This window comes from Halorhabdus sp. SVX81 (assembly GCF_029207715.1).
In the GTDB taxonomy this organism is placed as follows: Archaea; Halobacteriota; Halobacteria; order Halobacteriales; family Haloarculaceae; genus Halorhabdus.
Genome location: NZ_CP104322.1, coordinates 2,365,121 through 2,390,435, shown reverse-complemented (window position 1 = coordinate 2,390,435; position 25,315 = coordinate 2,365,121). Strand labels below are relative to the sequence as shown.

Genomic DNA, 25,315 nt, shown 5'->3' with positions numbered 1-25,315 from the left:
GATCACTCCTGGGAACGATCGGCGATGGTGACTGGTCTCTTCGTCGATCTCGTGGGCGAGAACCGGCTCGTCCAGGCGCTGATCGGCGGTGTCGTCATCGCGGCGCTCAACCTGTTTGGCGCGTCGCTCGTCCTGGTCTGGCGCGATCCGAGCGAACGTGCCCTGGACGGCGCGCTGGGATTCGCCGCCGGCGTGATGATGGCCGCGGCGTTCACCAGCCTGATCGTCCCGGGCATCGACGCGACCGAGATCCTGGTGCCGGGTGTCGCCGCCGACGGGTTGCTCCGGCCGCTCCCGGTCCTGATCGGGATCGCACTGGGCGTCCTCGTGCTGGATCGCGGTGACGCCCTGGTCCCCCACGCCCACATCCTGTTGACGGGCCGCAAGCGGGCGGACGCGGCCGGCCAGTCCGAGCAGCTTCCGATCGACGATCCACGGGTCGCGAGCGTCGTGCTGTTCATCCTCGCGATCACGCTGCACAACATTCCCGAGGGGCTCGCCGTCGGCGTCGGGTTCGGCTCGGGTGACGTCGGCGCTGCCCTGGCGCTCATGCTGGCGATCGGAATCCAGAATATCCCCGAAGGACTCGCCGTCTCGATCGCCGCCATCAACGCCGGTCTCGATCGGCGACTCTACGCCGCCGTCGCCGGGATCCGAGCGGGCGTCGTCGAGATTCCGCTGGCCGTTCTCGGCGCACTCGCCGTGACTGTCGTTGCCCCTCTCCTTCCCTACGCGATGGGCTTTGCGGCGGGTGCGATGTTGTTCGTCATCAGCGACGAGATCGTTCCCGAGACTCACACTCGTGGCAACGAACGCGTCGCGACGCTCGGGACGATGGCCGGCGTGCTCGTGATGTTGTATCTGGACGTGGCGCTGGGGTGATATGGACCCCGGCGGTGCCGTGTGTCCCTGCGCGTCGTCGCTCAGATCCGACCGCCGGCCATCCCGGCCGAGCGTTGACTCCCGCCGCCAAGTTGACTGAAGTCCATATCCTCGAAGAACTCCGGAGCCTCCTCTTCGGTCGCGTAGACGTACAGCGCCGTCTTGGCGACGCCCGTCAGTGCCTGGCCGACGAGGAATGCCAGCAGGACCGCCCCGCCGCCGATCACGACTGTCGCCAAAAGTCCCGGGAGGCCCGTGCTGCCGACTGTCAGGAACGTCACAACCGCCACCCCCAACCCGCCGAGGACGAGCAGGACGGTGACGATACTGATCGCCGAGAGCGTCCCGAGGGATTCGCCCCACGTGCGCTTGATCGTCCGGCCGCTCTGCTTGAACATGCCCGTGATCGAGGGCTCCTCGAAGACGATCACGGGGACGATGAAGTACGTCATGACGCCCCAGGCGAAACTAAACACCGCTGCCAGGATCGTCCCGCCGATCTCACTCGACTCTTCGATTCCCCGGATGATCACCCCGACGACCGCCGCGATGACCGACCACGCCAGCAGTTGCCAGCGCTTCTCCCAAGCGATGGCCAGACTTGCCCGGACCGTGGGCTCCTCTCCCCGGAAGGTCTCTCGCGTCGCGGCGACCAGCGCCGCCGTGAAGAAGGAGGCGATGAACGTCTCGATGACGTAGACGACGAACAGCGTGGCGTACATGACTACCCCCGATCCGAGATCGGCCACGAACAACCCACCGAAGACCGTCATGACGAACGCCAAGCCGGCGAGCCCACCCAGCAGCGGGAACGCAAGCAGATTCGGGTGTGCCCGCAATACCCGACCACTGCGCCGTGCCAGTCCGAACCCGATCGAAATGCGTTTGAAGAGTCCCATCGTTCAGGCGACTCCTCACGCGTCGGTCGTATGAAACTATCTATCTTCGAGGAGAGAATCCCGCCGTTCACGGTGGGAGTGAGTCTGACACTTCCCACATAACCCACCGTGGATGGCAGGCCGGATATTCTCGGTAAATAGTCACTGTTGGCCGTAGTAAATCGCCAGACGTAGCTTGATTTCACTGTTTCATTGCCTGCTTGATTTTATAAACCATACATCAGGTGGGAATGATATATGTAGCGTTGCGCCATTGTCCGAGCCAAATGAGTAACTATCGGACTGCAACGTTTGAGTTACGAAATGCGGAGGTGTCTCCAGAAACAATCCTCCGGTCTTTGCAGCCGATTTTAGATGCCGAGAGTGCTGTCGTCTGGCAGGGAAATCTCGTCGCTCCTATTTCGGCCAGGCCCACGGTGGAAGATGAATGCTTCACCGAGATATGTGAGACCCATCCCGGGATCTCTCGGGTTGCCCGATACGATCACAACGATACAGTCTCTCGGTCTTGGGCCACATTGTACAAATATACAGATTCGCTCAAACCTGTTGAGAAGGTAAAACAGGGCGATAGAGAGCACGATAGATGGGAGTACGAGGATAGTATTGACGAGGAAACTCGACTCGTCGACTGGATCGATATCGAGGAACTTCGGAAAGAACATTACAGCGAATTACTGCATCGAATGGCGACGCCTGAAGTAATGGAGATCGATACCTTTGCCGGGAATGATGGATGGGGTCGCGGGAACCCAACACAAGACGAGGTCACGACCTATTTACAGATCAAGTATGGGTTCCATACGATTGCCTGCTATGCCGGTCATATCGGGTCCACCAAGTGGCAGGATCCATGGGAGTGGGAGTGGATAACCATCGGTAATGCTGAGTAGTCCACAGTAGCGAACCCTCTCACCGATCATTCCGGAATTGAAACGATTGCTCCTACCCGAACTTGTAGGAGACGCCGCTGCCGTTCTCTGGGTACTCCCAGACGACGTTGCCATGTGAGCAGGCCCACCGGCAACTGCCACATTCCAGGCAGTTCTCGTAGGCGATGGTCGGGACGCCGTCGTCACCCTCCATCCGCCAGACGTTGGCGGGACAGACCGAGACGCAGTCCTGGGTGACGCACTTCTCCTCGCAGATGCCGGCCAGTTCCACGTCGAGGTGGGACTCGCCGGGGTCCTCGTACTTGACGGTGTAGAGGCGGTCTTCGATCGATGGCTGTTCGACGTCGGGGGTTCCGGGTTGTGCACTCATTGGTCTAGATGAACATCTTGCGGTATTTCCAGGCTTTCTTCGCCGCGCCGAGGTACCCGCCCATCGCGCCGACGAGGCGCTTGCGGGCGGATTTCGTGTGGCGGGTCTTCGGTTCGTCGTTCATCCGGAAGTAGTCGGTCTCGGCGTCGGCGATGGCCCGCGGCAGATCGTCGAATAAGAACTCCTTGTCCTCGGCCGCCGCGTCGAGGAACCACCCGTAGTGGTTCAGGTTGTCCATCACCCACGAGTCGGTGAGGTCGTCCTCGTAGTCGGCGAGGGCCGCGGCATCGGTCCGGCCGGACGCCACTGCATCGGCGACCGCTTTTCCGGCGTGATACCCGCTCTCGACGGCCATGTTCGTCCCTTCGAGGTGCAGGCCGTTGTTTAGCACCAATCCGGCGGCGTCGCCGGTGATCACGGCCCCGTCGTGGACGAGGTCGGGCATCGCGTCGGGGCCACCCTCGGGAATCGCGTGAGCGGAATACTCAACCATCCGGCCGCCTTTCACCAGTGGCGCGACCGCCGGGTGGGATTTGAAGTCGTCGAGCACGTCGTCGGGGGTGCGCTCGTCGTGGACCGCGTCCTCGATCGAGTAGACGACGCCGATGGCGAGCGTGCGCTTGTTCGTGTAGATGAACCCGCCGCCGACGGCGTCGCCGACCGCGCCGTCGCCGAAGTAGTGCATCGCCGCGCCCTCCTCGTCGGTGAGGTGGAAGCGATCCTCGATGGTCTCGCGGTCGTATTTTCGGACCTCCTTCGCGGAGACGGCGATGTCCTTGCGCTCCTGGGGCTTGGCCAGGCCGGCCCCCTCGCTGACCAGCGAGTTAGCCCCCTCGGCGAGGACGACCGTCGGCGCGTGCAGCCGTCCGTCCGGGCGATCGGTCTCGACGCCCGCGATGGTGCCGTCCTCGCGAACGAGATCAGTGACGGTCGTCTCGGTGAGCAGCGTCGCGCCGGCCTCGACGGCCTGCTCGGCGAACCACTCGTCGAAGTCACCCCGGAGGACCATCCAGGAGTCGTTGTGTGGCTGCTCCTTCCAGGCCGCCGGCTGCATCGAGACCTCGGTGGCGTCACCCTCCTCGCTAAGCATCGAGAAGGTCTTCTCGGCGACGAACCGTTCTTTGGGCGCGTCCTCGAAGTCCGTCAGCTCGCGGATGCGCGGGGTGAACATGATCCCGCCGAAGACGTTTTTCGTCCCGGGGGAGTTTCCCCGCTCCAGCATGATCACGTCCAGGCCCTCCTCGGCCATCGTCAGCGCGGCGGCACTCCCCGCGAGTCCCGCGCCGACGACGATGGCGTCGAACTCGCCGTCGTAGTTGGGTGTCTCGCTCGTCGGCTGGGGCATCGGCGGCCCCTCGCTCTCCTTGGGTTCGGGTTCAACGCCGGCGTCCTCGCCGGATTGTGCGTCGGTACTCATGCTGACACCTCCGGTGTGTCGTCGAGTCGCTCACGGAGCAGGTCGATAAGTTGGGGCAGCACCTCGGCGTAGTCGGCGACGATGCCGTAATCGGCGTTCTCGAAGATCGGCGCGTTGCCGTCGTTGTTGATGGCGATCACCGTTTCGGAGTCGTCCATCCCCTCAACGTGCTGGATGGCTCCCGAGATCCCGACGGCGATGTAGAGTCTCGGCCGGACGGTCTTGCCGGTCTGGCCGACCTGGCGGGCGGGTTCGATCCAGCCCTCCTCGACGGCCTCCCGCGTCGCGGCGACCTCGCCGCCGAGCAGGTCCGCAAGTTCCCAGAGGGGATCGAAATCCCCCTCCAGCCCCATCCCGCCGGCGACGACGACTTCGGCGTCCGTGATGTCGGCCACGTCGCCGACCTCGCGTTCGAGCACTTCGGTGAGGGTTTCGTCCTCGCCGACGACGGTCTCGACGTCCTCGACCTCCCCTTCCCGGCTTTCGTCGGGCTCGGGCGTGTCGAAGACGCCGGGGCGAACGGTGGACATCTGTGGACGGTGGTTCGGGCAGATGATCGTCGCCAGGGCGTCCCCGCCGAAGGCGGGGCGGCGCATCTCGTAGCGCTCGTCGGTGATCTCCAACTCCGTCGTGTCGGCGGTCAGGCCGGCATGAGTCGGCACGGCGACCCGACCGGCGAAGTCCCGGCCGGTGTGGGTCCCGCCGATCAGCGCGATGTCCGGCTTGCGCTGCTCGACGAGGTGACGGAACTGCTCGCCGTAGGGATCAGCGCGATAGGGTTCGAAGATCGGATCGTCGGCGATCAGGACGCGGTCCGCGCCGCGGGCGATCGCCTGCTGTGGGATGTCCGTCTCGCGAATGTCCTCGCCCATGACGAGCGCGACCAGGTCCTCGTCCTTCTGGTCAGCGAGCTCCCGCCCCTTCGCGAGCAACTCCCAGGCGACCTTCGCGACCTCGCCGTCGTGCTGTTCGACGAACACCCAGACGTCGCTGTGGGCGTCGACCTCGGCAGCCGTATCGGCGTTCGCTCCAGCGGCCATTTAGAGCACCTCCGCGATGCGGTCGGCGATCTCTTCGACGTCGTCGACCTTTTCCTGTTCGCGCGGGACCGGCTCGGCGGTCGCCATCCCGCCGACCTGCGTCGGCGAGACGGCCAGGCCCACCTCGTCTTCGACGTCGATATCGGCGGCTGACCACTCGACCGGCTCGAAGTCGGTCTCGGCGTAGATCTTCCGGTGGAGCCCCGCCGTCCGGGGCTGGTTCTCGCCGAACTCCATGGCGACGACCACCGGAAGATCGGCGGCGACTCGCTCGTAGCCGCCCTCGACGTCGCGTTTCGCGACCAGCTGGTCCTCGTCGGGGCGGGGTTCGAGGTCCTCGACGTAGGTGAGTTGGGCCCAGTCGTTGTGGGCGGCGATCCCCGGCGGGACCTGCCCGGTCGAGGAGTCGGTGGTTTCCTCGCCGCCGAAGACGACGTCGGCATCGAGCTCCTCGGCTGCCCGGGCCAGTGCGAGGCTCGTCGGCCAGGTGTCGCTGCCGCCGAAGGCCCGATCGGTCAGCAACACGGCGTCGTCGGCACCCATCGCGACAGCCCCACGAAGGACTTCGTGGGCACTTGCCGGCCCCATCGTGAGGGCCGTGACCGTGCCGCCGACTTCGTCACGGACCTCCAGGGCCGCCTCGACGGCGTTGTAGTCCGGCGCGTTCATCACTGCCTCCGCGTCCGCTCGGTTGAGGATCCCCGTGTCGGGATCGATCGAAACCTCCGCGGCATCAGGCACTTGCTTGACGCAGACGACGATGTTCCAGCCGTCGGTCATCTCTGCTTTGACCCCCTATATAGTGGGATTGCGATTCGGTTCACACCGGGAGAAGGGATCCTAACGATAGTAAATGACAGCGCTATTCCCAGCGCGTGAAAACGGCCTGTGACCGATCTCGTGATGCATCACGACTTCTTTATCGACAAGCCCGGAATGCATCACGGACTTTTTTATTCATGTTTTCGTGATGCATCCTTGAACCGATATCCCCGTATATTTGGGTCACTTTCGTGTCGCCGGTCGTTCCCATGTCACAATATCAGCCCCCGACCCACGCAATCCTGCCAGAAGGGTTAAACAGGGACCTACACTACAGTTGGTAATCAGGTGGTGGTGTCCTGTCATCCGCTACGTCGGTGCTGAACGACGCGCCAGTCGTGGGTTATCGTGGGCCGGCTGCCGAGACACTGGTAGAGCGGTGGAACGGGTCCGACCGCCCGTTCGTCCTCCGGTCCTGGGAGACTGTTCGCTCGGCGGCAGCCGATGGGGTTTCGGTCGACTGTGTCGTCGTCGAAACAGACACGGACACCGATGTCAGCAGGTGGATCGACGAGATCCAGGATCGCGTCGGCTCGGTCCCGATCATCGTCGTCACCGTCGGGCAACTGCCGGCGCTGGATGCGGTGGCTCCCGACGGGGCGACGAGTCAGTTCACGGTGCCGCCGGACGTCGACCGCGTCGAGTTGCTTTCGGAACTCGCATCCCTCGTGGACGAACACGTCACGACTCGCCGTGAGCAGTCGATACTCGACTCGCTGCTCGCGAACGTCCCGATGTCGGTGTACGTCAAGGACCGCAAGGGTCGCCACGTCGCTGTCAGCGATGCGTTGCTCGACATGATCGGCCCGCCGTACATCGAGAACCCGGAGGGAAAGCGTCACCACCATCCGGACGACATCGTCGGGAAGACTGACTTCGACCTGTACTCGTCTGGGCTCGCCGCCGAGAGTACCGAGGACCAACAGGCCGTCATCGAGACCGGTGAGTCCGTCGAGCAGCGCGTCCAGGCGTCATATGGGGAGCACGGCGTCGGAACGACCGTCATGTCGACGAAAGTCCCCTGGTACGACCGGAACGGGGCGATCGTCGGAACCGTCGGCGTGACCCAGGACATCACCGAGCGCAAGCAGTACGAACGCCAATTACAGCGACAAAACGAGCGGCTCAGACGCCTCGCGACGATGGTGAGTCACGACATCAGGAACCCGCTTTCGGTGGCGATGGGCCGGCTGGAGGTCGCCCGGGAAACCGACGAGACCGATCAGTTCGCCGCCGTCGAGCGCGCACTCGATCGTATCGACGCTCTCGTCGCCGACATCATCACCGTGATGCGGCAGGGCGAACCCGCGACGGATCTCGATCACGTCCCCCTCGCTGAAATCGCCCGGGACGTCTGGGCGAACCACGAATGCGACGGTGCGACACTCCAGGTATCGACCGACGCGAGGATCTACGTCGATCCCGGTCGACTTCGGCTGTTGCTCGATCACCTGTTTGCAAACGCGATCGAACACGGCCGTGACGGAACCGACGACATCACGATCACGGTCGGTGCGCTGTCCGACGACGAGGGGTTCTTTGTGGCCGACGACGGCATCGGCATCCCGGCCGACCAGCACGAGGCGGTCTTTCAGCCGGGCCTTTCGGGGTCGGATACCTCGACGCTTGGACTGGCGCTCATCGCGACCATTGCCGACGCCCACAACTGGACGATCGAACTCACTGACAACGAGGACGGGGGCGCACGCTTCGAGTTTCACGGCGTCAGGCACTTCGAGGCCTAGTCGTCGGTCCCCGTGTCCGGTCTAGACGCCGAGTAACTCCAGCGCCCGGTCGTGATCGCCGTCCATCCGCGAGAGGATCGACCGCGCACGGTCGGCCATCTCCGCGTCGACGGCGACGTGGACCATGCCCTCGCCCGGCTGGCCATAGACGACGCTTCCACCGGGCGGGGTGAGCACCATTGCCGGCACTGTCGCGAGATCCTCTTCGCCGTCGACAACGACGATGGTCGACGGTTTCTCGCGGCTGAGTGCCTCGACCAGTGCTTCAAGCAGGCCAGCGGTCAACGTTCCGGGCGGGTTCTCGATGTGAATCCGGTGGTCGTACCAGTCCTCGCCTGGATCACAGCCGACGATCCGCTCTCTGATCTCGGCATCGACGGCACTCCGTTCGGTTCGCTCGTCGATCAGTGACACGTCCGGCGGTCGGCCCGCCTCGAGCAGATGATAGGTGACGATGTCACCGACCGCGATCAGGGGGTCGCCCGCCTGCGCCAGCAACGACTCGGCGTCCGTGAAAACGGGGCCAAAGGGGTCTTTCAGCGCACTTCGTTGGGACTCGGGCAGGGAGAGAACGATCTCTCCCTCCAGGTCGGCCGACTCGCCCGCAGGCGGCGTCGATGGCTCCTCCGACACGGTCTATCGAACCTTCAGCGCGTACTTGCCGGGTTCGGTGACTTCCATCTCCGCGGCGATCTCGCTCTCCTCGGGGTGGGTGATGATGACGTAGCCGGCCCAGTCTTCGGTGAGCGAACTCGACCCACAGCCCTGGCAGACGTCGGCCTCCGGGTTGTCCTGCACCCGATGACACTCCCGGCAGACGTACCGATCGGCCATCAGCTCTCACCCGTCTCCGCGCGTGCCTTGCGCTCCTCGTCGAGCCAGCCGTGTTTGCCCAGGCCGACCTGCTTGGCCGTCAGGCCGATCTTCGAATCCCGGGGGTTGCGCTCGTCGATGGACTTGGTGACGATCCGGGCGCGCACCGAGTCCCCGACCGTGAGCGTCCGGTTTGAATCCCGGGAGGCGAGTTGCTGGTTTTCGCCATCGTAGGCCAGGTACTCGTCGGAGATCTGAGAGACGTGGAGGAGTCCGTCGACCGGGCCGATCCCGACGAACGCGCCGAAGTTGACGACCTCGACGACCTCGCCGTCGACGACCTCCTGCATCTGGGGATCGAAGGTGAGGGCGTCGAACTCGGCCACGTAGTAGACGCCGGGCTCGTTGGGGACGACCGCCCCCTCGCCGATGTCGTGGACCTCGGTGACGCTGACGATGCTGCCGACATCCTCGTCCATGCGGCCTTCGAGTTTCTCCTGTAGCAGTCGTTTCACGAGCCCCGGCGTCACGTCTGCCAGATGCTCGGGCGGTACCTCGACCGTGTCGCGCAATCGAACCCGTTTGTACATGTTATGGTTGAGTGATCGCGAGTTTGTTCCGGCCCCTTAAACCAATTACTGGAACGTCCGCAGCGAGGAGAGCCTCGCGGAGCGGCCCGTCGTTGGTGACCGCGTAAGCCTCTAATTCGCGGGCGAGTTCCAGCACCGCATCGTCGGCATTGGTCGCGTCGTGATCGACGACCCGACACCGCTCGACGAGGTCGCGACCGACGCTCGCCGCCGTCGCCTCCTCGCCGCCACCGTCGGACAACCGATCGAGTTCCGCCACGACCGCCTCGGGGACGACCAGGTCCGTCTCGCCGATCACCCGATCGAGTTCCTCGAAGACGCGGACGTTACATTCGACCGGCATCATCAGTGCGTTGGTATCAAGCACCGCAGTCATTCACGGAGCGTCCCGACGCCGATCAGCCGCCAGCGTGCGCCGATCCGGCGATTGATCGCGATCTTCGCCCCTTCGCGGGCACACACCGGCCGTTTCAGCGCCACTTCGGCCTCGCCGTCGCGGGCACTCGTGACCGACCCGACGGTCGTCGCCGTCCCGATCGTGAGCATGAGCGGCTCGCCCGTCGAGATCTCCTCGACCTCGTCGGTGTCCTCGGCGACGATCCGGTCGAGCAACTGGATGTCCATCGTGAACTCCTCCTGGACTGGGGGGAGCGTGCCGGGCGGGCCGGCGATCTGTCCCGCCAGCGCGTCACCCTTCGTCAGCGAGGGATCGAGTCCGGTTCCGACGCCCAATAGCCCGCCGGGCGTCACCTCATCGACGCCCTCGCCGCCGGCCTGCAGCGACCGGACCGTCGTCTTGACGGGTCGCCACTCCGTCTGGCCGCCCTCCTCGACTTCTCGACCAGGTCGGAGTTCGATCTCGTCGTCACCTTCGAGGCTGCCCTGGGCGAGACTCCCGCCCAGCACGCCGCCCGACAGCGAGTCCCAGGTCGTCCCCGGGCGATTGATGTCGAAACTCCGGGCGACGAGCATCTCGGCATCGGCATCGAGATCCCGGTCCTCCGTCGGGATCTCCTCCTCGACGGCCTCGATGAGCAGGTCCATGTTGACGTTCTGGCCCGCACTGATCGGGACGATCGGCGCGTCCTCGGCGACGGTGCCTTCGATGAAGTCCTGAATCTGCTCGTAGTTCCGTCGCGCTTGGTCGGCGTCGACCAGATCGACCTTGTTCTGGGCGACGACGATGTTGTCGATCCCGATGATGTCAAGCGCCATCAGGTGCTCCTCGGTCTGTGCCTGGGGGACGTCTTCGGTCGCCGAGATGACCAGGACGGCCCCGTCCATGATGGCCGCGCCGGCGAGCATCGTCGCCATCAGCGTCTCGTGGCCGGGCGCATCGACGAACGAGACCGTCCGCAGGACGTCGGTCTCGACGTCGTGTTCGGGACACTCCTCGGCGACGGTGTACGCCGCGGAGTCCTCACACTCCGGACAGCGCCGGAACGTCGCGTCGGCGTATCCCAGCCGGATCGAAATCCCGCGTTTCATCTCCTCAGAGTGCTGATCCGTCCACTCCCCGCTGAGAGCCTCGACGAGCGTCGTCTTCCCGTGGTCGACGTGCCCGACGAGTCCGATGTTCACCTCCGGGTGTCCGTTGTTTCCTGTCATCTCCAGAGTAATCGTGACCGATCTTTCCCGCCTGGCAGTCATAAAGGTACTGTTCTCGGCCCGCTGGTCCGGCGCAGCGGGAAATTCGTCACTTCGAAATCGCCGTCACGAAGCGCCCGATGGCGGCCCCTTACTCCTCGTCCGGACCGGATCGGCACGTCCAACCGGACTCGACGTTGCGGTTGGCGAGGACGACCAACCCGTCGTCGGTCCGGAGCCGACTCTTCCGGAGGCCGATGTCCGTGACAGTCCCCGTCGTCGAGGCGGTCGTCACGGTGTCGCCCTTGTTGAAGTCCGGGTCCTTGAACAGGTAGACGCCGGCGACAGTGTCGGCGATCATGTTCGAGAGCGCATACGAGACGCCCAGCCCGATGAAGCCGGCGGCAGTCCCGAGACTCGCCGCGACGTTCCCCAGGCCGAGGACGTTCAACAGCGCCAGGCCGGCCCCGAACCACAGAAACGTCCCCACGACGAGCAGGAGAAAGTCGACGATGAGACGCTGATCGGTGGGATACACCCGTTCGAGGACCGACCGGACGACTGTCGTGACGAGTTTGATCCCGACATACGCGACCGTGAGAAACACCAGTCCGGAGAGCGCCCGTGGGATCGCGCCGACGACGTCCGCCTGGAACGATTCGATCATTGTCTCGATCACCCCGACCGCGAGTACTGTGGCCATGTGACGCGGATCGGCGTCGGGCGGTAAAACGCTACTGCCCGGTGATAGCTGGCTGGCACACCACCGCCAGCCCCGTCCCGCCTCGCCGGCCGGGACGCTCTTGTGCCTCGCCACCCGAAAGTCACCCGTGCGGGAGTACGGCTTCGAACTCGCGCTGTGTGGGGCTTTGGAGGACAGCGAGCGGCTGCTCGCCCGTCAGCTCGGTGCGCACGTCCACGGCCGGCGTATCGCGGATATCGTGGCCGTCGATCCGGGTCCCGGGTTCGACCAGCGAGCCGCGATCACCGACGAGACCATCCCGCCGGCGGCCATCGAATCGCCGGTCGGCCCCGGCCAGGCCAGGCCGCTCCGGGACGTCTTTCCCGACCGCCGGCCCGACGAGCGCCACCGGATCGCCGACCGCGCAGTCGACGCCGGCTTCTTCGAGTCCGAGCGCCGATCGGGTGATCGGTACGTCCGGCAGGTCGCTCGCTATCCCGACGCGTGGTTCGACCGTCTGGTCGGCATCGAGAACAAGCCCGACCTCGACCGGCCGGGCGACCTCCAGACCCAACTCCGGATCGACGTTTCGCTCGGCCTCTTCGACGAAGTCATTCTGGCGACGGCCTCCCACGTCACCGGCGCACACCGCAATCGCCTTCCCGATGAAGTCGGGATCTGGCGGTTCGACCCCGAGACCGGCGAGCGTGAGGTGCTGCGGGAGCCGACATCGCTGCCGACCGACGAGTGGGGCCTTGAAGTGATCGAACGCGAGGCCGGCCAGGCCGCCGTGCGGCCGGTCGATCCCGCGGTGAAGGCCCGGGCTCGCCGGCGGCTCGCCGAACGGGCTTACGGCAAGGGCTGGCGGACCTTCGCCTGGCCGGCGTGTACCCGGTGTGATCCCGACGGTGCCGAGACGGCCGCCGCGGTGCCGTACTGCGCCTATCACGACCGGATCGTCAACCCTGTCGAGGACTGCGGGGAGTCCTGCCCGGGCTACGAGTCCGCCGATCCGCCGGCGGTCGATGTCGAGGCCGTCCGCGATTTGCAGTCGCCCTGGGTCCACGATCCGGCTGGCCGACAGCGTCGACAGGCCGGCCTCGATCGCTTCGAGTAGGGCTTCGCTCCTGGCCTACTCCTGGATCTCCCGTCGCAGGTACAGGAATGCGGCGTAGACCCCGGTGAAAACGATGACGAACGCCGCTGTTTCGACGGGGTTGATCGACCCATCCATCACCAGTTGGATCGCGAGGTAGACGACAGTGGCGACGACGGCACTGATCGTGACTGCAACGGCTGGGTTCTCCGCCGGAACATCACTCAACGACGCCGGATCGAGGTCCATGCGGGCCCTTCGCCCGCCAGCACATAGTTGTTGGGCGTCGGCGGACTCCTTCTCACAGCACGAACCGCTCGCCGTCGACTGCAAGCGGCTGATCGAAGGCCGTCTCGACCGGCAGGTAGTGCGAGAGGTGGACGATCCGCAACTCGCCGGCGTCGAGTTCCTCGCTCAAGCGCTGAGCCCCCTCGATGGTCATGTGCTTGCTCCCGTAGGTCATCGGCACGCCCTCGTCGTCGTGGTGTGACCCGCCGGCCGGGTGGGTGTCACACCGGTCGGCCGGGAGGATGCCGTCGACGAGCAACAGGTCGGCCCCGGCGAGGGTGTCCCGGCTCTCTTGGGGAACCTCGTAACTCGTATCGCCCGACAGCGAGAGCTTCGTGCCCGTCACGGGATCCTCGACTACGAGGCCGTAACACGCAAGCGGCGGGTGATCGACGGGCACGAGCGTGACGTCGAGGCCGGCGACCCGGAACGGTTCGAATGGATCGCGAGCCTTGACGTCGATCACGTCGAGGTAGTCGTAGCGCTCGCGGACGCTCTGGGCGACGCTTTGCCCGGTCGCGGGGTCAACCTCGCCGGCTGCGTAGACTGGCATGTCCCGCGTCAGGCGATAGAAGTTGCCCAGCCCGTCGAGGTGGTCGAAGTGGACGTGGGAGATCACCGCGGCGTCGGGAGCGTCGAGGTCTTCCCGGAGGAACTGGGTCCGGAAGTCGGGACTCGCGTCGATCAGCAGCGTCTCGTCGGTGCGCTCGTTGCGGACGTGGACCGAAAAGCGGGTCCGCTCGACGCCACGATCGCCGACCTCGACGCCGCGGTCGCGCAACTGCTCACGGAGGGCGTCATCAGGATCGCGCGCCTGCTCACAGACGTCACACCCACACCCGACCGTCGGCGTCCCGGTCGTATCGCCGGTCCCGAGCAGCGTGACTTCCATCGACGGGAGCGTAGCGGCGGTCGGCTAAGGATGTGACGGTCCCGGTGGGCAACGCTCGCCGGTTGGACCGTCGGCGACACGCTGTCCCCGTCGCGACCGCCAGACCGAAGACGACACGCCGCCAATTCAGGCCGATGCCACCTGCCACAGTGCCCGTCCCCGGTCTCGGCACCTACTCGGACGAAAACCGCGAGCAGTGGGTCGAGAACGTCCTGACGGCGCTTGACGTCGGATATCGTCACGTCGATACGGCCCAGGGATACGACAACGAACAGTACGTCGGCGAGGGGATCGCCACTTCGTCGGTCGATCGCGATGCCGTCTTCCTCGCGACCAAGGTCGATCCCGAGAATCTCGCCCGCGAGGATGTTCTCACGTCGACGAAGGCGAGTCTCGATCGACTCGAAACCGACTTTCTCGATCTCCTGTACGTCCACTGGCCGACCCACACCTACGACGCCGAAGAGACGCTCGCTGCCCTCGAACAACTCCACGACGAAGGCACGATCAAGAATATTGGCTTGTCGAATTTCACGCCGGAGTTGCTCGAGGAGGCCCGGGAGATTCTGGACGTCCCGATCACTGCCCACCAGGTCGAGTGTCACCCGCTGCTCCAGCAGGACCGCCTTCGGGAGGACGCCCGCGAGCACGACCACTGGCTGGTCGCGTACTCGCCGCTCGCCCAGGGCGAAGTGTTCGAGGACCCGACGATCCGTGAGATCGCCGAGAAACACGGCGTCTCCCCGGCCGCGGTCAGCCTCGCGTGGCTCGATGCGAAGGAGAACGTCGTCCCGATCCCGAAAGCCAGCAGCCGCGAGCATCTGGCGGCCAATCTTGAAGCCGTCGAGTTGTCTCTCGACGACGAAGATATCGCGGCGATCGATGCCATCGATCGGGAACACCGCGTCATCGACCCCGATTTCGCCCCCTGGAATCAGTAGGGTATTGGAAGCGACTCCGTCACGACCGCCTGCACTCTCAGTCGTCCGAGTGGCTGTGGTCGTGACCGTGGTCCTCTCCGCCGTCCGCACTCGGCGTCCCGCCCGCGACCAGCGCGTCGTGATCGCCTTCGATCATATCGAGGTTCTTGAGATTGTCGCGCTCCTCGAAGTTGGCGACGGCGTTGACGAGGTCCTCCTGTGTGAGCGTGGTCCGCTCCTCGGTCAGCGCGTTCAGGACGGCTTCTCGGAGGACAAGCCGGAGGTCGCTGCCGGTCAGCCCCTCGGTCATCCCGGCGAGTTCTCCCGGATCGTAGTCGTCGATCTCCATGTCGCGAGTGACGACCTGCAGGATGTCGGCGCGCATCCCCGTGTCTGGCTTGGGGAAGTTGACGATCTCGTCGAAGCGCCGCCAGGCCGCCGCGTCGAGCTGATCGGGGTGGTTGGTCGCGCCGATCAACAGGACGTCGTCCTGGATGAGGCTGATCTCGTCGATCGACTTCAGCAAGGTGTTCACGGCGCGCTTGATCGCGGCGTGCTCGTCGCTGGCGCGGGTCTTGGCGACGAAGTCGAACTCGTCCATGAAGAGGATACACGGCGAGAGCCGCCTGGCGACCTCGAAGGTCTTCTCGACGTTCTTGGCCGTCTCGCCCAGGTACTGGGAGGTGATCATCGACAGCTTGACCTCGACAAAGGGCAGGTCGAGTTCGTGGGCCAAGGCCCGGGCGACGCTGGTCTTGCCGGTCCCCGGCGGCCCGACGAACAGGAGCTTGCCGATCTCCCGGAGGCCGATCCGCGCGAGGTAATCGCGGTGCTCGATGGCCTTGACGAGTTTGTTGATCTCGCCCTCCTGGTCCTCGGTGAGCACGAGATCGTCCAAGCGCATGTCGACCTCCTCGGGGGCGCGGATGTCCACGAGGTCGAGCATCTCCTCTTCCTCCTCGTCCTCGAAGTACTCGTCGAGCAGGCTGTCGATCCAGGCCCGATCGGCGCGGGCCGGCCTGACCTGTTCGCGGGCCTTCTCGTAGCTGACCTCGTCGAATTCGTCCTCGAAGATCGACGCCAGCGTCGGGTTTTCGAGGAGTTCGTCGGGCTCGATTCGCTTCTGTAGCCACTCTTTGGCCATGTCACGGTCGGTGAGTTTGATCTCCTCGGAGAAGTCGTCGTGACTGGTAAACATCAGTCCCGAGACGGTGTCCCAGGGATCCTCGACGTCGGCCGCTTCACTGGTGGCCTCGACGGTCGGGACGAGTGGCCGCTCGATCGTGCCGTTTTCCCAGAAGACGGTCCGATAGATCGACGGCAGATCGTCCGGTTCGAGATCCTCTCGCTCGGAGTAGACGTCCGTCGTGAGGACAAACTCCACGACGTCGCGTTCCGGTTCGCTCATCTCCGGGAACTTTGTAGCGCAAGCGACATAAGCCACTCGAAGACGGCCAGGCGTTCGTCGGTCGGCCACAGCCGCTTTTGTCGTAATGTGCAACCTCTAAGGTCGCCGGCCCGAAACGCCGACTCAATGACCAGCGTCAAGGAATTCCGGATCGACGACGAGCCGACCGCGACCGACCTTGGTCGGGGCGCGTTCGTCTTCACCGACGACTACTCGGTGTTCGACTGGGGGAAGATGCCCGACGAGATTCCCGGGAAGGGGGCCGCGCTGTGTACGATGGGCGCAGCCAACTTCGAGGCCCTGGAGGACGACGGAATCCCCACCCACTACGAGGGTGTCGTCGTCGACGGTGAGACGATGTCTGTCGAGACGGCGATCGACGTGGGCGAGCAACCTCGCGAAATGGCCATCGAGTTGACGCAGGTGCCCGATCTGCCCCACGACGGCGACGGCTACGACTACGACGTCTATCACGACGGGGCGGGCGAGAACTACCTGATCCCCCTCGAAATCGTCTTTCGCAATACCGTCCCCGTTGGGTCGAGCCTGCGAAAGCGATCCGAACCCGAAGACCACGGCCTCGATTGGGAGTCCTGGCCCGAGGAACCCGTCGAGTTACCGGAACCCGTCGTCGAGTTCTCGACGAAGTACGAGGAGCAAGACCGGTATCTCTCCCGTGCGGAGGCCGACCGGATCGCCGGCCGTGCGAACGTCGCCGACCTCGAATCGGTCGCCCGCGAGGTCAACGACCTGCTCAATCGCCAGGCGGGGGAGGCGGGCTTCGTCCACGAGGACGGCAAGATCGAGTGTCTCTACTACGAGGGTGAGATCCGCGTCGCTGACGTGGTGGGAACCTTCGACGAGAATCGCTTTTCCTACGACGGCCAGGAGGTAAGCAAGGAGGTCATCCGGCAGTACCACAAGCGGACGCAGTCAGCATGGGTCGAGGCCGTCGGCGAAGCCAAAACGCGGGCGAGCGAGGCGGGGATCGCCGACTGGAAGTCGCTGTGTGATCACCAGCCAGAACCACTCGACCAGCACGTGATCGACGTCGCGCGTGATCTCTACTGTGCCGGCACGAACGCGTATCTTGACCAGGCAGTTTTCGAGGCTCCCTCCATCGACGACGCGATCGACGCGGCCCGAAGTCTCTAGGCGGGGACGCTCTCAGCTGGTTCACAGCCGTAATTCATTGCCGGCAGCGCCAGCGGTATCGATGCCCTCCTAGTTCTGACAGCCCGAACAGTAGGCGTGACGCCGGTAGCTCGTCGGGGATTCGAGGTCACTGCCACACTCCTGGCACGTGTCGTAGTGCGTTACTTGCATGACTATGTCAGCTACAGCACCAGCGGGGTTTAGCCCTTCCAGAAGGAGCCGATTCTGCCTCTTTTTAGGCGAGCCAAAAACAAATACCACGAAAATTTCTACGAATCTTCGGCGTCTGGCGGCGCTCAATCCGACGTATGGCAATCTTTTTGGGCCTGTTTCCCGTACCTCTAAAACGAATCATGGACGCTGATGAACTCCAGGAAAAACTCGAAGCGAACGGTGAACTGATGGTTGCAGTCGCGGACTTCGGTCAGCCGCTTGAGCTCCACCTCCACGACACGGAGATCGACGACGAGTCCGTCCGGCTCGAACTCACTGACGGCGTTCTCACCTTCGACGTGGACGCTGTCGCCGGTGCATGGCAGCACACGCACTCGCTGGCCGACCTCGGCCTCGAGTAACGCGAACATCCGCTCCGCCTTCTTCGGTTTTGCTCCCGGACAGTCATCGCAGTCGGCTGTCTCGTGTTTTTCACGTCGCCCTCGCTACTCACGGGCCACTTCGCTCACCGTTCGTTCATTCCGAGGGCTCGCTGCGGTCGCCCTCGCTACTCACGGCTCGCTTCGCTCACCGTTCGTTCATTCCGAGGGCTCGCTGCGGTCGCCCTCGCTACTCACGGCTCGCTTCGCTCACCGTTCGTTCATTCCGAGGGCTCGCTGACGATCTCGCCCAGCCCATCGATCGGCCGGTCGGGATTGAGATCGTCGAGTTGCTCGGGCGCGCCGAGCTGGGCGTCGGTCTCCTCCGGCTCCCGGAGCCGAGTCCGGCCGCGGTGGACGTAGATCTCGTCGTTGAGATGGAGGTCGATCGCCTCGAGTAGCGCCTCGGCCTCCAGGGGCTGGCCGATCTCCTGGAGTTCCTCTTCGGTGGCCTCCGGCGGGACGTTGAACACCCGCTGGGTGATGACCGGCCCCTGATCGAGGTCAGTCGTCACGTAGTGTGCGGTGACGCCCGCGATCCGGACGCCCTCCTCGATGGCCTGCATGTACGCCGAGGCACCGGGGAAGGAGGGCAGCAGCGACGGGTGGACGTTGATGATTCGGTTCTCGTATCGGAAGACGACGTCCGGGCTGAGGATGCGCATGTACCGCGCGAGGACGATCAGGTCAGTGTCGTACTCCGCAAGCAAGTCCAGCAGTTCGTCCTCGTCGGGCGTGCCCTTCTCGTCGCCGATGTCGTGGAAGGGCACCTCGTATTTCTCGGCGAGGGGCTGGAGGTCGGGATGATTGCCGATGACGACCTCGACGTCCGCGCCCAGATTGCCGCTCGCCCAGGCCTCGAAGATCGCCTCCAGACAGTGACTTTCCTTCGTGACGAGGACGGCGATGCTCTGGGTCTCTCTATCTTTCGGGAACCGGACCGTAATGTCGACGTCGAGTTCCGCCGCGAGATCCTGGAGATCGTTCCGGAGCGTTTCCTCGGTGACGATCATCTCGCTGGTGTCGACCATCGTGGTCATCCGGAAGACGCCCTCCCGGACCGCCTGATCCAGATCCTCGATGTTGACACCGCGCTCGAACAGCAACGACGTGACGTTCGCGATCAGCCCCGTCTCGTCGTCGCCGACCACAGTAATCTCGGTGAACTCACGGGTCACGGCCACCACCTCGCGAGTCGCGTGCTGGCGATCATTGTCACGCTATGGCGCCCACGCGAGCAAAAAGGGTGCGCTTTCCGGCTGACCGGCGGTGGTCGCGATGTCTGTCGTATCCAGGAGTGTTCGGAACTCGGCCGAGACGCTCAGAACTGAAGACACTGATCGATTCCCGAACAGTCCAGCTGATATTGTAACGAGATCATAATATTTACTACGGAGACATCTGATTTAACAGTTTATGCTCGTTATTGAGATCCTGGCCGCCCTCGGGACGATCGGTCTGACAATTGCCATTTGTTCCGCTATCGCGCTCGGGTACGTCGCGTTCTACAACTACCGGACAGTGATGGCTGGCCTCGCCGGTTTCGCCGGCGGGTCGCTCCTTGGCGTCGTCGCCGCATCGGGATACGGAGTGGTAGCCAGTGGGCTCGTCGGTACGGTCGGGGGAGTCGCTGCGGCCCGATATCATCCGAGAGGTGGCTCACTCGTCACGGCCGGGGGCTTCGGTCTCGGCGTCGGGGTTTTCCTGGGATTGATCTGGTCGCCGCTGGCTGGTATTGCCGTCGGTGCCGGACTCGGTGTCGGCCTGGCCACCATCGCCTGGCGGTTCCCCCGGACGGCGCTGGTCCCCGCGACAGGTGCCGTTCCGGTCCTTGCAGCCATCGGGTTTTACTTCCTCTATCTGGCGGCTGTCGGCACCGACGTGATCAGTCGCTTCCTGGATTCGACGGAGGGGGTGGCCCTCGTGGCGATGTTTCCGATCCTGTTCGGTATTGGTTCGTACATCTGCCAGCCCTACTACGTACAGTCTTCCCGTCGCGTCCCGCCGCTGTGGCCCGAACGTCTCCGTCGATTGTTCGGCGACGAACCGTACGAGGGGAACTATGGAATCCGCTGTCAGTCGTGTGGCGCAATCGGGGACCCAGGTCACGAACGGTGTCACGCCTGTGGCACTGTTTCGAAGTACGACGCCGAGCATCCGGCCCAGACCGAGGATGTCACCGCTCCCGACGACGCCGTGGCCGTGAACATCCCGTGCCCACACTGCGGCGAACGCCCCATCGAGGAGGGGACCCGAGCGTACCAACTCACCGGGATGGTGTTGCTATACCGCTCGCGGACCATCCGTGTGATTGGCTGTCACGATTGCGTGTCGAGTCGGCTTCGCCGGACGGCGGCCAAGACGATGGTCACGGGCTGGTGGAGTATCACGACGATTCTGGTCAACCCGTTCTTGATCGTCTGGAATCTCGGTCGGAGCCTGTACAACCGCGGGCCGACTGACGCGCTCGCGACCGCGCTGGCCGAGTCCGGTCTCCCCCGGGACTGGCTCACCGATCGGGCGGATTTCGATCCTGAAGAAAACACTGGCGACGAGCTGCTCGTCGATGCATTGATCGAGGTCGGTTGCCGAGTCATGCTGGCCGACGGGACTCCCTCGCAATCCGAGGCAGCCGTGATTCGGGATACCGTCCTCGATACCTTCCCCGAGTACGATGCCGACGAGATCGAGTCCCGGATCCAGTCGGCAGCCGAGCGGGATGGCTCGCTTGAGGCCGCTACCGACGGGCTATCGGCACTGTTAACGCGGCCGGCCAGGGAGGCAGTTCTCGCGCTGGCAGCCCAGGTCGCGGCCGCAAAGGGTGAAATCGGCACTGACGAGAAGCGACAGTTCCAGACACTGGCAAACGAACTCGACGTCGATCTCGATCCCGCAGAGATCGCGATGACTGGCGGCATCGGTGAGTACGTCGAGGATGTCTCGTAATGTCCGTAAAAGACTGGTCCGTCTTCGATCAACGAGTGCGACGGAAAGAGCGAAATCAGATCACATTGCCAGCACGACCCCGCCGATCACCAGCGCCACGACGACGCCGACGACGTTGTAGTTGAGGTCGCCAGTCTGGATGACCCGAGTCCGGGCACACCACCAGCGGTAGGCCGCGACGCATCGCTCGTAGACGGCGTCGAAGCCGTAGCCCAGTGCGAGCACCGACAGCAGGCTCTCGGGGGCGGCGTCGTTGATCGACTGCCGGAAGTGGAAGCCGAGATAGCCGAGTCCGAGTATCCCGGCGGTCAGCGCCAGTGTCTGGACGGTGAGCGTGTGCTCGACGAATTCCATGATCGTATAGCCGTGAACGTCAGCGCCGGGGAAGTACGTCTTCAGGGCCTCCGAGAGCGGGCCGATCGCGAGCCACGAGGTGAGCGTGAGGCCAGCCAGGATCGAAAGCGGGCCAGTCATCGCCAGTGGCGATTCGGTGACGGTCTCGCTCGGTTCGCCGAGGAACATCAGGTAGTAGATCCGCAACGAGTAGACGACCGTCAATACGGCCGTTATCGCGAGCACGACGAAGGCCGCCATCTCGATCGGACTCCCGTCCATCGCCGTGGCGAAGATGTACTCCTTGCTCCAGAAGCCGTTGAATCCAGGGACGCCGATCAACCCGAGAATCCCCACCAGGAAGGCGACGTTGGTTATCGGCATCTGCCGGCGGTTCCCCACGCCGCGGAACTCGTACATGTCGACGTGCTTGTGGACGGTGCCGCCCAGCGCGAAGATGACCGACCCCGCAGCGAGAAAGAGCAGCGCCTTGAAGATCGAGTGACTCAGGACGTGCGCGGTCGCCGGCAGGACGCCGCCGGCCAGCCCGATGGCCGCGGTGACGTACCCGAGCTGGCTGATCGTACAGTACGCCAGCGCGCGCTTGAAGTCGTTCTCGACGGTCGCGAGCACCGCCGCGAGGAAGGCTGTGACCGTCCCGATGGCAAGCACGGCGGTCGTCCACCACGCCAGCCCGTCGAAGATGGGTCGCGTCCGGAGGAGGAGATACAGCCCGGCGTTGACCATGCACGCGGCGTGGATCAGCGCCGTGCTGGTCGTCGGGGCCTCCATCGCGTCGGGCAGCCAGACGTGTAAGGGGAACTGTGCGGACTTGCCCACTGCGGCGACGATGAAGAGTCCGCCGGCCGCCGCGAGCGTCCACTCCGGCAGTGCGCCGCTCGCGGCCTGCCCGACGAGTTCGCGGATCGAGAACGTCCCGCCGCCGACGTACAGGGTGGCGATCCCGGCCAGCAGGCCGATGTCGCCGAAACGGGTCGTGACGAAGGCTTTCACGCCCGCCGCGAAGGATGCATCGTCCTCGAGCCAGAAGGCGATGAGGCCAAACGAACACAGCCCGAGGACCTCCCAGAAGACGTACAGCGCGACGAGGCTGTCAGTCAGCGCGAAGCCGATCATCCCGCCGACGAACAGCAGGGTCAGCGCGTAGTAGCGCGTGAGTCCCCCCTCGCGTTCCATGAATCGCGTCGAAAACACCAATGCGAGCGCGCCGACGACGCCCGCGATGGTCGCCATCATGACGCCGAGGACGTCCAGGTACAGGCCAAAGGAGACGTCGACGGCTGGCACCCACGCCAGGTCGTAGTGGACGACCGACGGGTCCCCGGAGAGTGCGCGCGGGATCAACGCAAGCGTCAGGAGAGCGGTGACGATGCCGACACCCACCGCAACGGCGTTCCGGGTCCGATCGCCGGCGACGGCGACGTACGGCAACAGCGCCGCGCCGACGAACGGCAGCGCGATGGCCCCGAGCGCCAGCATAGCGGGCGTCTCGAGATTGGGACCCATCAGCGCGACCGCCAGGGCGAGTGCGCCGGCGACGAGCACGCCGGGCGTCGATGCGAGCAGTGTCTGTCGGTTCGTTACCATGTCAACCTCCCGAGTTCGTCGAGATCAAGGGTTCCGTGCTGGCGATACACCGCGACGACCAGGCCAAGCAGGACGGCGACGACGATGGCGTCGATCAGGATCAACAGGATCACGATCCCCTGGCTGCCGGCCGGATCGGTCGCGACGAAGTTCACGAGGACGCCCTTCGAGGCGAGTTCGATCCCGATCAGCGTCTTCACCGCGTTGGCCCCGCTCAGGACGGCCGCGAGGCCGATTACCAGGAGTGTGATCGCCGCGCCGTAGGCGAGTGCAGTCATGATTTTCCCTCCGTGTTCCCTGACGCTTCGTCCGCGTCGGTCGGCCCCCGATCGCCCGTGATGGGTTCGTCGGTCGCGTCGAAACGCTCGGCCGTCAGTCGGACGATCCCGAGCACGCCCACGAACAGCAGGACGGTCACCGCGAGCAGATCGATCGAGCGCTCGGCCCACAGGGCCTCTGCGAGTCCGATCTCGCTCCCGCCGCCGATCGAGAGCCCGCCGAGCCAGCCCCAGACCACCAGGCCGACACCGAGGAGCGCACCGAGCGCGAGTCCGACGACCGGAAGCTTTCGTCCCTCGATCAGCGTGGCGGTCTCGGCGTCGGTCAGGCTGATCATCAACAAAAAGAGAACCGTCACCAGCCCGGCGGCCACGACCGCCTCGAAGACGGCCGCGATCGGCGCACCGGCCAGATAGAAGTACACCGCAAGCGCGACGCTTGCGCCCGACAGCGAGAGGATCGAGACGAGGAAGTCCCGGGCGGCGACCGCGGAGAGCGCGAGGCCGACCGTCGCCACGAGCGCCGCCGCCGTCAGCGCTGTCATGGTGTCACCCCCGAGAGCAGCACCTCTGTCGCCGGCCCGACCAGGTCGAACCCGACCGAGGGAACGATCCCGAGCAGAATTGTTCCGGCAGTCAAAGCCAGAATCGGGAACGCGAGCAGCGTCGGCGTCCGAGCGGCCGAACCCACGGCATCGTCCGGGCTGGCGAAGAGACTCCGGAGAACCGGCAGGTAGTATCCCAGCGAAAGGAAGGAGTTGCCGATCACGAGCAAGGCGAGGGCGACGCCGAGCCAGCCGGACACCTCCGCGCCACCGACCACGATGAGGAGTTTGCCCCAGAAGCCCGCCAGCGGCGGGACGCCGGCGAGTGCCAGCACCGCCACCGCGATCGCGCCAGCGGCGACCGGCATCCGGTAGCCGATCCCGGCGAGATCGTCGAGGTGGCGCGGATTCGCCACGTCCCCGCTCGCGAGCCGGTAGCCGATCGCACCGACAGCGAGGAAGGCTCCGCCCTTCATGAGGGCGTTGGCGAGGACGTGAAAGAGCGCACCGTCGACGGCGACGCCGAATCCGCCGTGGAAGCCGATCCCGAACCCGAAGACGACGTAGCCGACGTGGGGGATCGACGAATAGGCGAGCAGCCGCTTGAGGTCGCGCTGGCCCAGCGCGAGGAAGTTCCCGACGGTCATCGTGATCGCGCCGAAGACGACCAGCAGCAAGCCGACCGGGACCGTGCCCGGGAACACCGACAGCGCCTTCACCATCGCCACGGCGGCGGCCGGCGTCGCCAGGCCGGCGAGCAACGCGCTCGCACTGGCGGGCGACTCGGCGTAGGCGTCCGGCACCCACGTGTGCAACGGCACGATCGCGGCCTTCACGCCGAAGCCGACGACCAGAAAGAGCACAGCGGCCGTTGCGACCTCCGTTGTGCCAGCGAGCGCCTCGGCGACCCCGCCAAAGGCGAGCGTGCCGCCGGTCTCGGCATACACCAGCGACACACCGAAAATGGCCAGCAGCGAGCCGACTGTGTTCAACACGACGTACTTGAAGCCGGCTTCGACGGCACTCGCCCGGGAGACAGCGAAGGGGACCAGCGCGTAGGTCGACACGGCCATCATCTCGAAGAAGACGTACAGCGAGAACAGATCCGCCGAAACCCCGATGCCGACGACGCCGGCGACCGCCGCCAGCACGAGTGGATAGTAGAGTTCGGTCGCCCCCTCGTCGTCCGTCCCGGCCATCGCATAGACCGCGACGGCCAGCCCGAGCAGGCACGCCACGACCGACAGGAAGATGCTGAGCGCCGTGACCTGGATGCCCACCCCGGACCCGCCGAGCGCGTATGCGACTGGAAGCGACGCCGTCCACAGCGTCCAGGTCGCCCCGAGCGCGACGAGCAGCGACGCGACCGCGACGATGCCAGTCGCCTCGGTCGTCCGGTCGTGATTGACTCGCCCGACCAGGTACGTCGCGAAGATGCCCGCGAACAGGGCGACCAGTGGGACTACCGCAAGCGCCGTCTCGCTCACGGTTGTCCTCCCGGCGAGCGTTTTCG

Annotated in this window: 27 protein-coding genes; 8 read left to right on the top strand and 19 right to left on the bottom strand. The window is 65.0% G+C overall.

What is annotated here, in order from left to right:
• Positions 1-24: 24 nt before the first annotated feature.
• On the top strand, positions 25-882 hold the full coding sequence (locus SVXhr_RS11985) for a ZIP family metal transporter (protein ID WP_275737428.1): 858 nt from the start codon (positions 25-27) through the stop codon (positions 880-882).
• Between the two features lie 41 nt (positions 883-923).
• On the opposite strand, the gene SVXhr_RS11980 is transcribed toward SVXhr_RS11985, so the two are convergent.
• The gene (locus SVXhr_RS11980) at positions 924-1,781 is read right to left on the bottom strand and encodes a DUF6159 family protein (protein WP_275737427.1); all 858 of its coding nucleotides are present in this window, start codon (positions 1,779-1,781) and stop codon (positions 924-926) included.
• 266 nt (positions 1,782-2,047) lie between these two features.
• On the opposite strand from SVXhr_RS11980, the gene SVXhr_RS11975 reads away from it, so the two are divergent.
• Entirely contained in the window at positions 2,048-2,674 is a 627-nt protein-coding gene (locus tag SVXhr_RS11975; RefSeq protein ID WP_275737426.1) for a hypothetical protein, read from the top strand.
• A gap of 52 nt (positions 2,675-2,726) precedes the next feature.
• Here SVXhr_RS11975 and SVXhr_RS11970 read toward each other — a convergent pair whose 3' ends face one another.
• From SVXhr_RS11970 to SVXhr_RS11955, 4 genes are all read right to left on the bottom strand, one after another.
• Positions 2,727-3,044: a 4Fe-4S dicluster domain-containing protein gene (locus tag SVXhr_RS11970; RefSeq protein ID WP_275737425.1), complete on the bottom strand. Its 318-nt coding sequence runs from the start codon at positions 3,042-3,044 to the stop codon at positions 2,727-2,729.
• A gap of 4 nt (positions 3,045-3,048) precedes the next feature.
• Positions 3,049-4,389, bottom strand: a complete 1,341-nt coding sequence (locus tag SVXhr_RS11965; RefSeq protein WP_345799514.1) for an FAD-dependent oxidoreductase — start codon at positions 4,387-4,389, stop codon at positions 3,049-3,051.
• A gap of 68 nt (positions 4,390-4,457) precedes the next feature.
• On the bottom strand, positions 4,458-5,501 hold the full coding sequence (locus tag SVXhr_RS11960; protein ID WP_275737423.1) for an electron transfer flavoprotein subunit alpha/FixB family protein: 1,044 nt from the start codon (positions 5,499-5,501) through the stop codon (positions 4,458-4,460).
• Positions 5,502-6,281, bottom strand: a complete 780-nt coding sequence (locus SVXhr_RS11955) for an electron transfer flavoprotein subunit beta/FixA family protein (RefSeq protein ID WP_275737422.1) — start codon at positions 6,279-6,281, stop codon at positions 5,502-5,504.
• Between the two features lie 380 nt (positions 6,282-6,661).
• On the opposite strand from SVXhr_RS11955, the gene SVXhr_RS11950 reads away from it, so the two are divergent.
• Entirely contained in the window at positions 6,662-8,068 is a 1,407-nt protein-coding gene (locus SVXhr_RS11950) for a PAS domain-containing sensor histidine kinase (RefSeq protein WP_275737421.1), read from the top strand.
• A gap of 21 nt (positions 8,069-8,089) precedes the next feature.
• On the opposite strand, the gene SVXhr_RS11945 is transcribed toward SVXhr_RS11950, so the two are convergent.
• From SVXhr_RS11945 to SVXhr_RS11920, 6 genes are all read right to left on the bottom strand, one after another.
• Positions 8,090-8,701, bottom strand: a complete 612-nt coding sequence (locus SVXhr_RS11945) for a GTP-dependent dephospho-CoA kinase family protein (protein ID WP_275737420.1) — start codon at positions 8,699-8,701, stop codon at positions 8,090-8,092.
• 3 nt (positions 8,702-8,704) lie between these two features.
• A complete protein-coding gene (spt4, locus tag SVXhr_RS11940; protein ID WP_345799513.1) occupies positions 8,705-8,905 on the bottom strand; it encodes a transcription elongation factor subunit Spt4 in 201 nt (66 codons plus the stop codon).
• Positions 8,902-9,471: a DNA-directed RNA polymerase gene (locus SVXhr_RS11935; protein WP_275737418.1), complete on the bottom strand. Its 570-nt coding sequence runs from the start codon at positions 9,469-9,471 to the stop codon at positions 8,902-8,904. Before SVXhr_RS11935 ends, spt4 begins: the two co-directional genes overlap by 4 nt.
• A 1-nt stretch (position 9,472) precedes the next feature.
• The gene (locus tag SVXhr_RS11930) at positions 9,473-9,847 is read right to left on the bottom strand and encodes a PIN domain-containing protein (RefSeq protein WP_275737417.1); all 375 of its coding nucleotides are present in this window, start codon (positions 9,845-9,847) and stop codon (positions 9,473-9,475) included.
• Positions 9,844-11,079: a translation initiation factor IF-2 subunit gamma gene (locus SVXhr_RS11925; protein WP_275737416.1), complete on the bottom strand. Its 1,236-nt coding sequence runs from the start codon at positions 11,077-11,079 to the stop codon at positions 9,844-9,846. Before SVXhr_RS11925 ends, SVXhr_RS11930 begins: the two co-directional genes overlap by 4 nt.
• Before the next feature lie 130 nt (positions 11,080-11,209).
• Positions 11,210-11,761, bottom strand: a complete 552-nt coding sequence (locus SVXhr_RS11920; protein WP_275737415.1) for a mechanosensitive ion channel domain-containing protein — start codon at positions 11,759-11,761, stop codon at positions 11,210-11,212.
• Positions 11,762-11,888: 127 nt separating this feature from the next.
• On the opposite strand from SVXhr_RS11920, the gene SVXhr_RS11915 reads away from it, so the two are divergent.
• Positions 11,889-12,857: a DUF5787 family protein gene (locus tag SVXhr_RS11915; RefSeq protein ID WP_275737414.1), complete on the top strand. Its 969-nt coding sequence runs from the start codon at positions 11,889-11,891 to the stop codon at positions 12,855-12,857.
• A gap of 15 nt (positions 12,858-12,872) precedes the next feature.
• Here the strand turns inward: SVXhr_RS11915 and SVXhr_RS11910 are convergent, their stop codons facing one another.
• Together SVXhr_RS11910 and SVXhr_RS11905 are read right to left on the bottom strand one after the other, a co-directional pair.
• Positions 12,873-13,085, bottom strand: a complete 213-nt coding sequence (locus SVXhr_RS11910) for a hypothetical protein (protein WP_275737413.1) — start codon at positions 13,083-13,085, stop codon at positions 12,873-12,875.
• 52 nt (positions 13,086-13,137) lie between these two features.
• Positions 13,138-14,016: an MBL fold metallo-hydrolase gene (locus SVXhr_RS11905; protein ID WP_275737412.1), complete on the bottom strand. Its 879-nt coding sequence runs from the start codon at positions 14,014-14,016 to the stop codon at positions 13,138-13,140.
• A 134-nt stretch (positions 14,017-14,150) separates the two neighbouring features.
• On the opposite strand from SVXhr_RS11905, the gene SVXhr_RS11900 reads away from it, so the two are divergent.
• Complete coding sequence (locus tag SVXhr_RS11900; RefSeq protein WP_275737411.1) at positions 14,151-14,957, top strand: aldo/keto reductase; 807 nt, start codon at positions 14,151-14,153, stop codon at positions 14,955-14,957.
• Positions 14,958-14,994: 37 nt separating this feature from the next.
• Here the strand turns inward: SVXhr_RS11900 and SVXhr_RS11895 are convergent, their stop codons facing one another.
• The gene (locus tag SVXhr_RS11895) at positions 14,995-16,344 is read right to left on the bottom strand and encodes an ATP-binding protein (protein ID WP_275737410.1); all 1,350 of its coding nucleotides are present in this window, start codon (positions 16,342-16,344) and stop codon (positions 14,995-14,997) included.
• Between the two features lie 126 nt (positions 16,345-16,470).
• Here SVXhr_RS11895 and SVXhr_RS11890 point away from each other — a divergent pair, with 126 nt between their 5' ends.
• Positions 16,471-17,499, top strand: coding sequence for a phosphoribosylaminoimidazolesuccinocarboxamide synthase (locus tag SVXhr_RS11890; RefSeq protein ID WP_275737409.1), 1,029 nt, complete (start codon positions 16,471-16,473; stop codon positions 17,497-17,499).
• A 353-nt stretch (positions 17,500-17,852) separates the two neighbouring features.
• On the top strand, positions 17,853-18,074 hold the full coding sequence (locus SVXhr_RS11885; RefSeq protein WP_015789955.1) for a hypothetical protein: 222 nt from the start codon (positions 17,853-17,855) through the stop codon (positions 18,072-18,074).
• A 239-nt stretch (positions 18,075-18,313) separates the two neighbouring features.
• Here SVXhr_RS11885 and SVXhr_RS11880 read toward each other — a convergent pair whose 3' ends face one another.
• Positions 18,314-19,279: a formyltetrahydrofolate deformylase gene (locus SVXhr_RS11880; RefSeq protein WP_275737408.1), complete on the bottom strand. Its 966-nt coding sequence runs from the start codon at positions 19,277-19,279 to the stop codon at positions 18,314-18,316.
• A 229-nt stretch (positions 19,280-19,508) separates the two neighbouring features.
• Between SVXhr_RS11880 and SVXhr_RS11875 the strand changes: the two genes are divergently transcribed.
• Positions 19,509-21,038 (top strand): TerB family tellurite resistance protein, encoded by a 1,530-nt coding sequence (locus SVXhr_RS11875; RefSeq protein WP_275737407.1) that lies wholly within the window; start codon positions 19,509-19,511, stop codon positions 21,036-21,038.
• Between the two features lie 60 nt (positions 21,039-21,098).
• On the opposite strand, the gene SVXhr_RS11870 is transcribed toward SVXhr_RS11875, so the two are convergent.
• Genes SVXhr_RS11870 through SVXhr_RS11855 form a run of 4 tightly spaced genes read right to left on the bottom strand, consistent with a single transcriptional unit; the run spans position 21,099 to position 25,289 of the window.
• On the bottom strand, positions 21,099-22,979 hold the full coding sequence (locus SVXhr_RS11870) for an NADH-quinone oxidoreductase subunit L (protein WP_275737406.1): 1,881 nt from the start codon (positions 22,977-22,979) through the stop codon (positions 21,099-21,101).
• Positions 22,973-23,257 carry an NADH-quinone oxidoreductase subunit K gene (locus tag SVXhr_RS11865; RefSeq protein WP_275737405.1) on the bottom strand — a complete coding sequence of 95 codons (285 nt, stop codon included), beginning with the start codon at positions 23,255-23,257 and terminating at the stop codon, positions 22,973-22,975. The genes SVXhr_RS11870 and SVXhr_RS11865 overlap by 7 nt, the downstream gene beginning before the upstream one ends.
• Positions 23,254-23,802, bottom strand: a complete 549-nt coding sequence (locus SVXhr_RS11860) for an NADH-quinone oxidoreductase subunit J (protein ID WP_275737404.1) — start codon at positions 23,800-23,802, stop codon at positions 23,254-23,256. Before SVXhr_RS11860 ends, SVXhr_RS11865 begins: the two co-directional genes overlap by 4 nt.
• The gene (locus SVXhr_RS11855) at positions 23,799-25,289 is read right to left on the bottom strand and encodes a proton-conducting transporter membrane subunit (RefSeq protein ID WP_275737403.1); all 1,491 of its coding nucleotides are present in this window, start codon (positions 25,287-25,289) and stop codon (positions 23,799-23,801) included. Before SVXhr_RS11855 ends, SVXhr_RS11860 begins: the two co-directional genes overlap by 4 nt.
• Between the last annotated feature and the right edge of the window lie 26 nt (positions 25,290-25,315).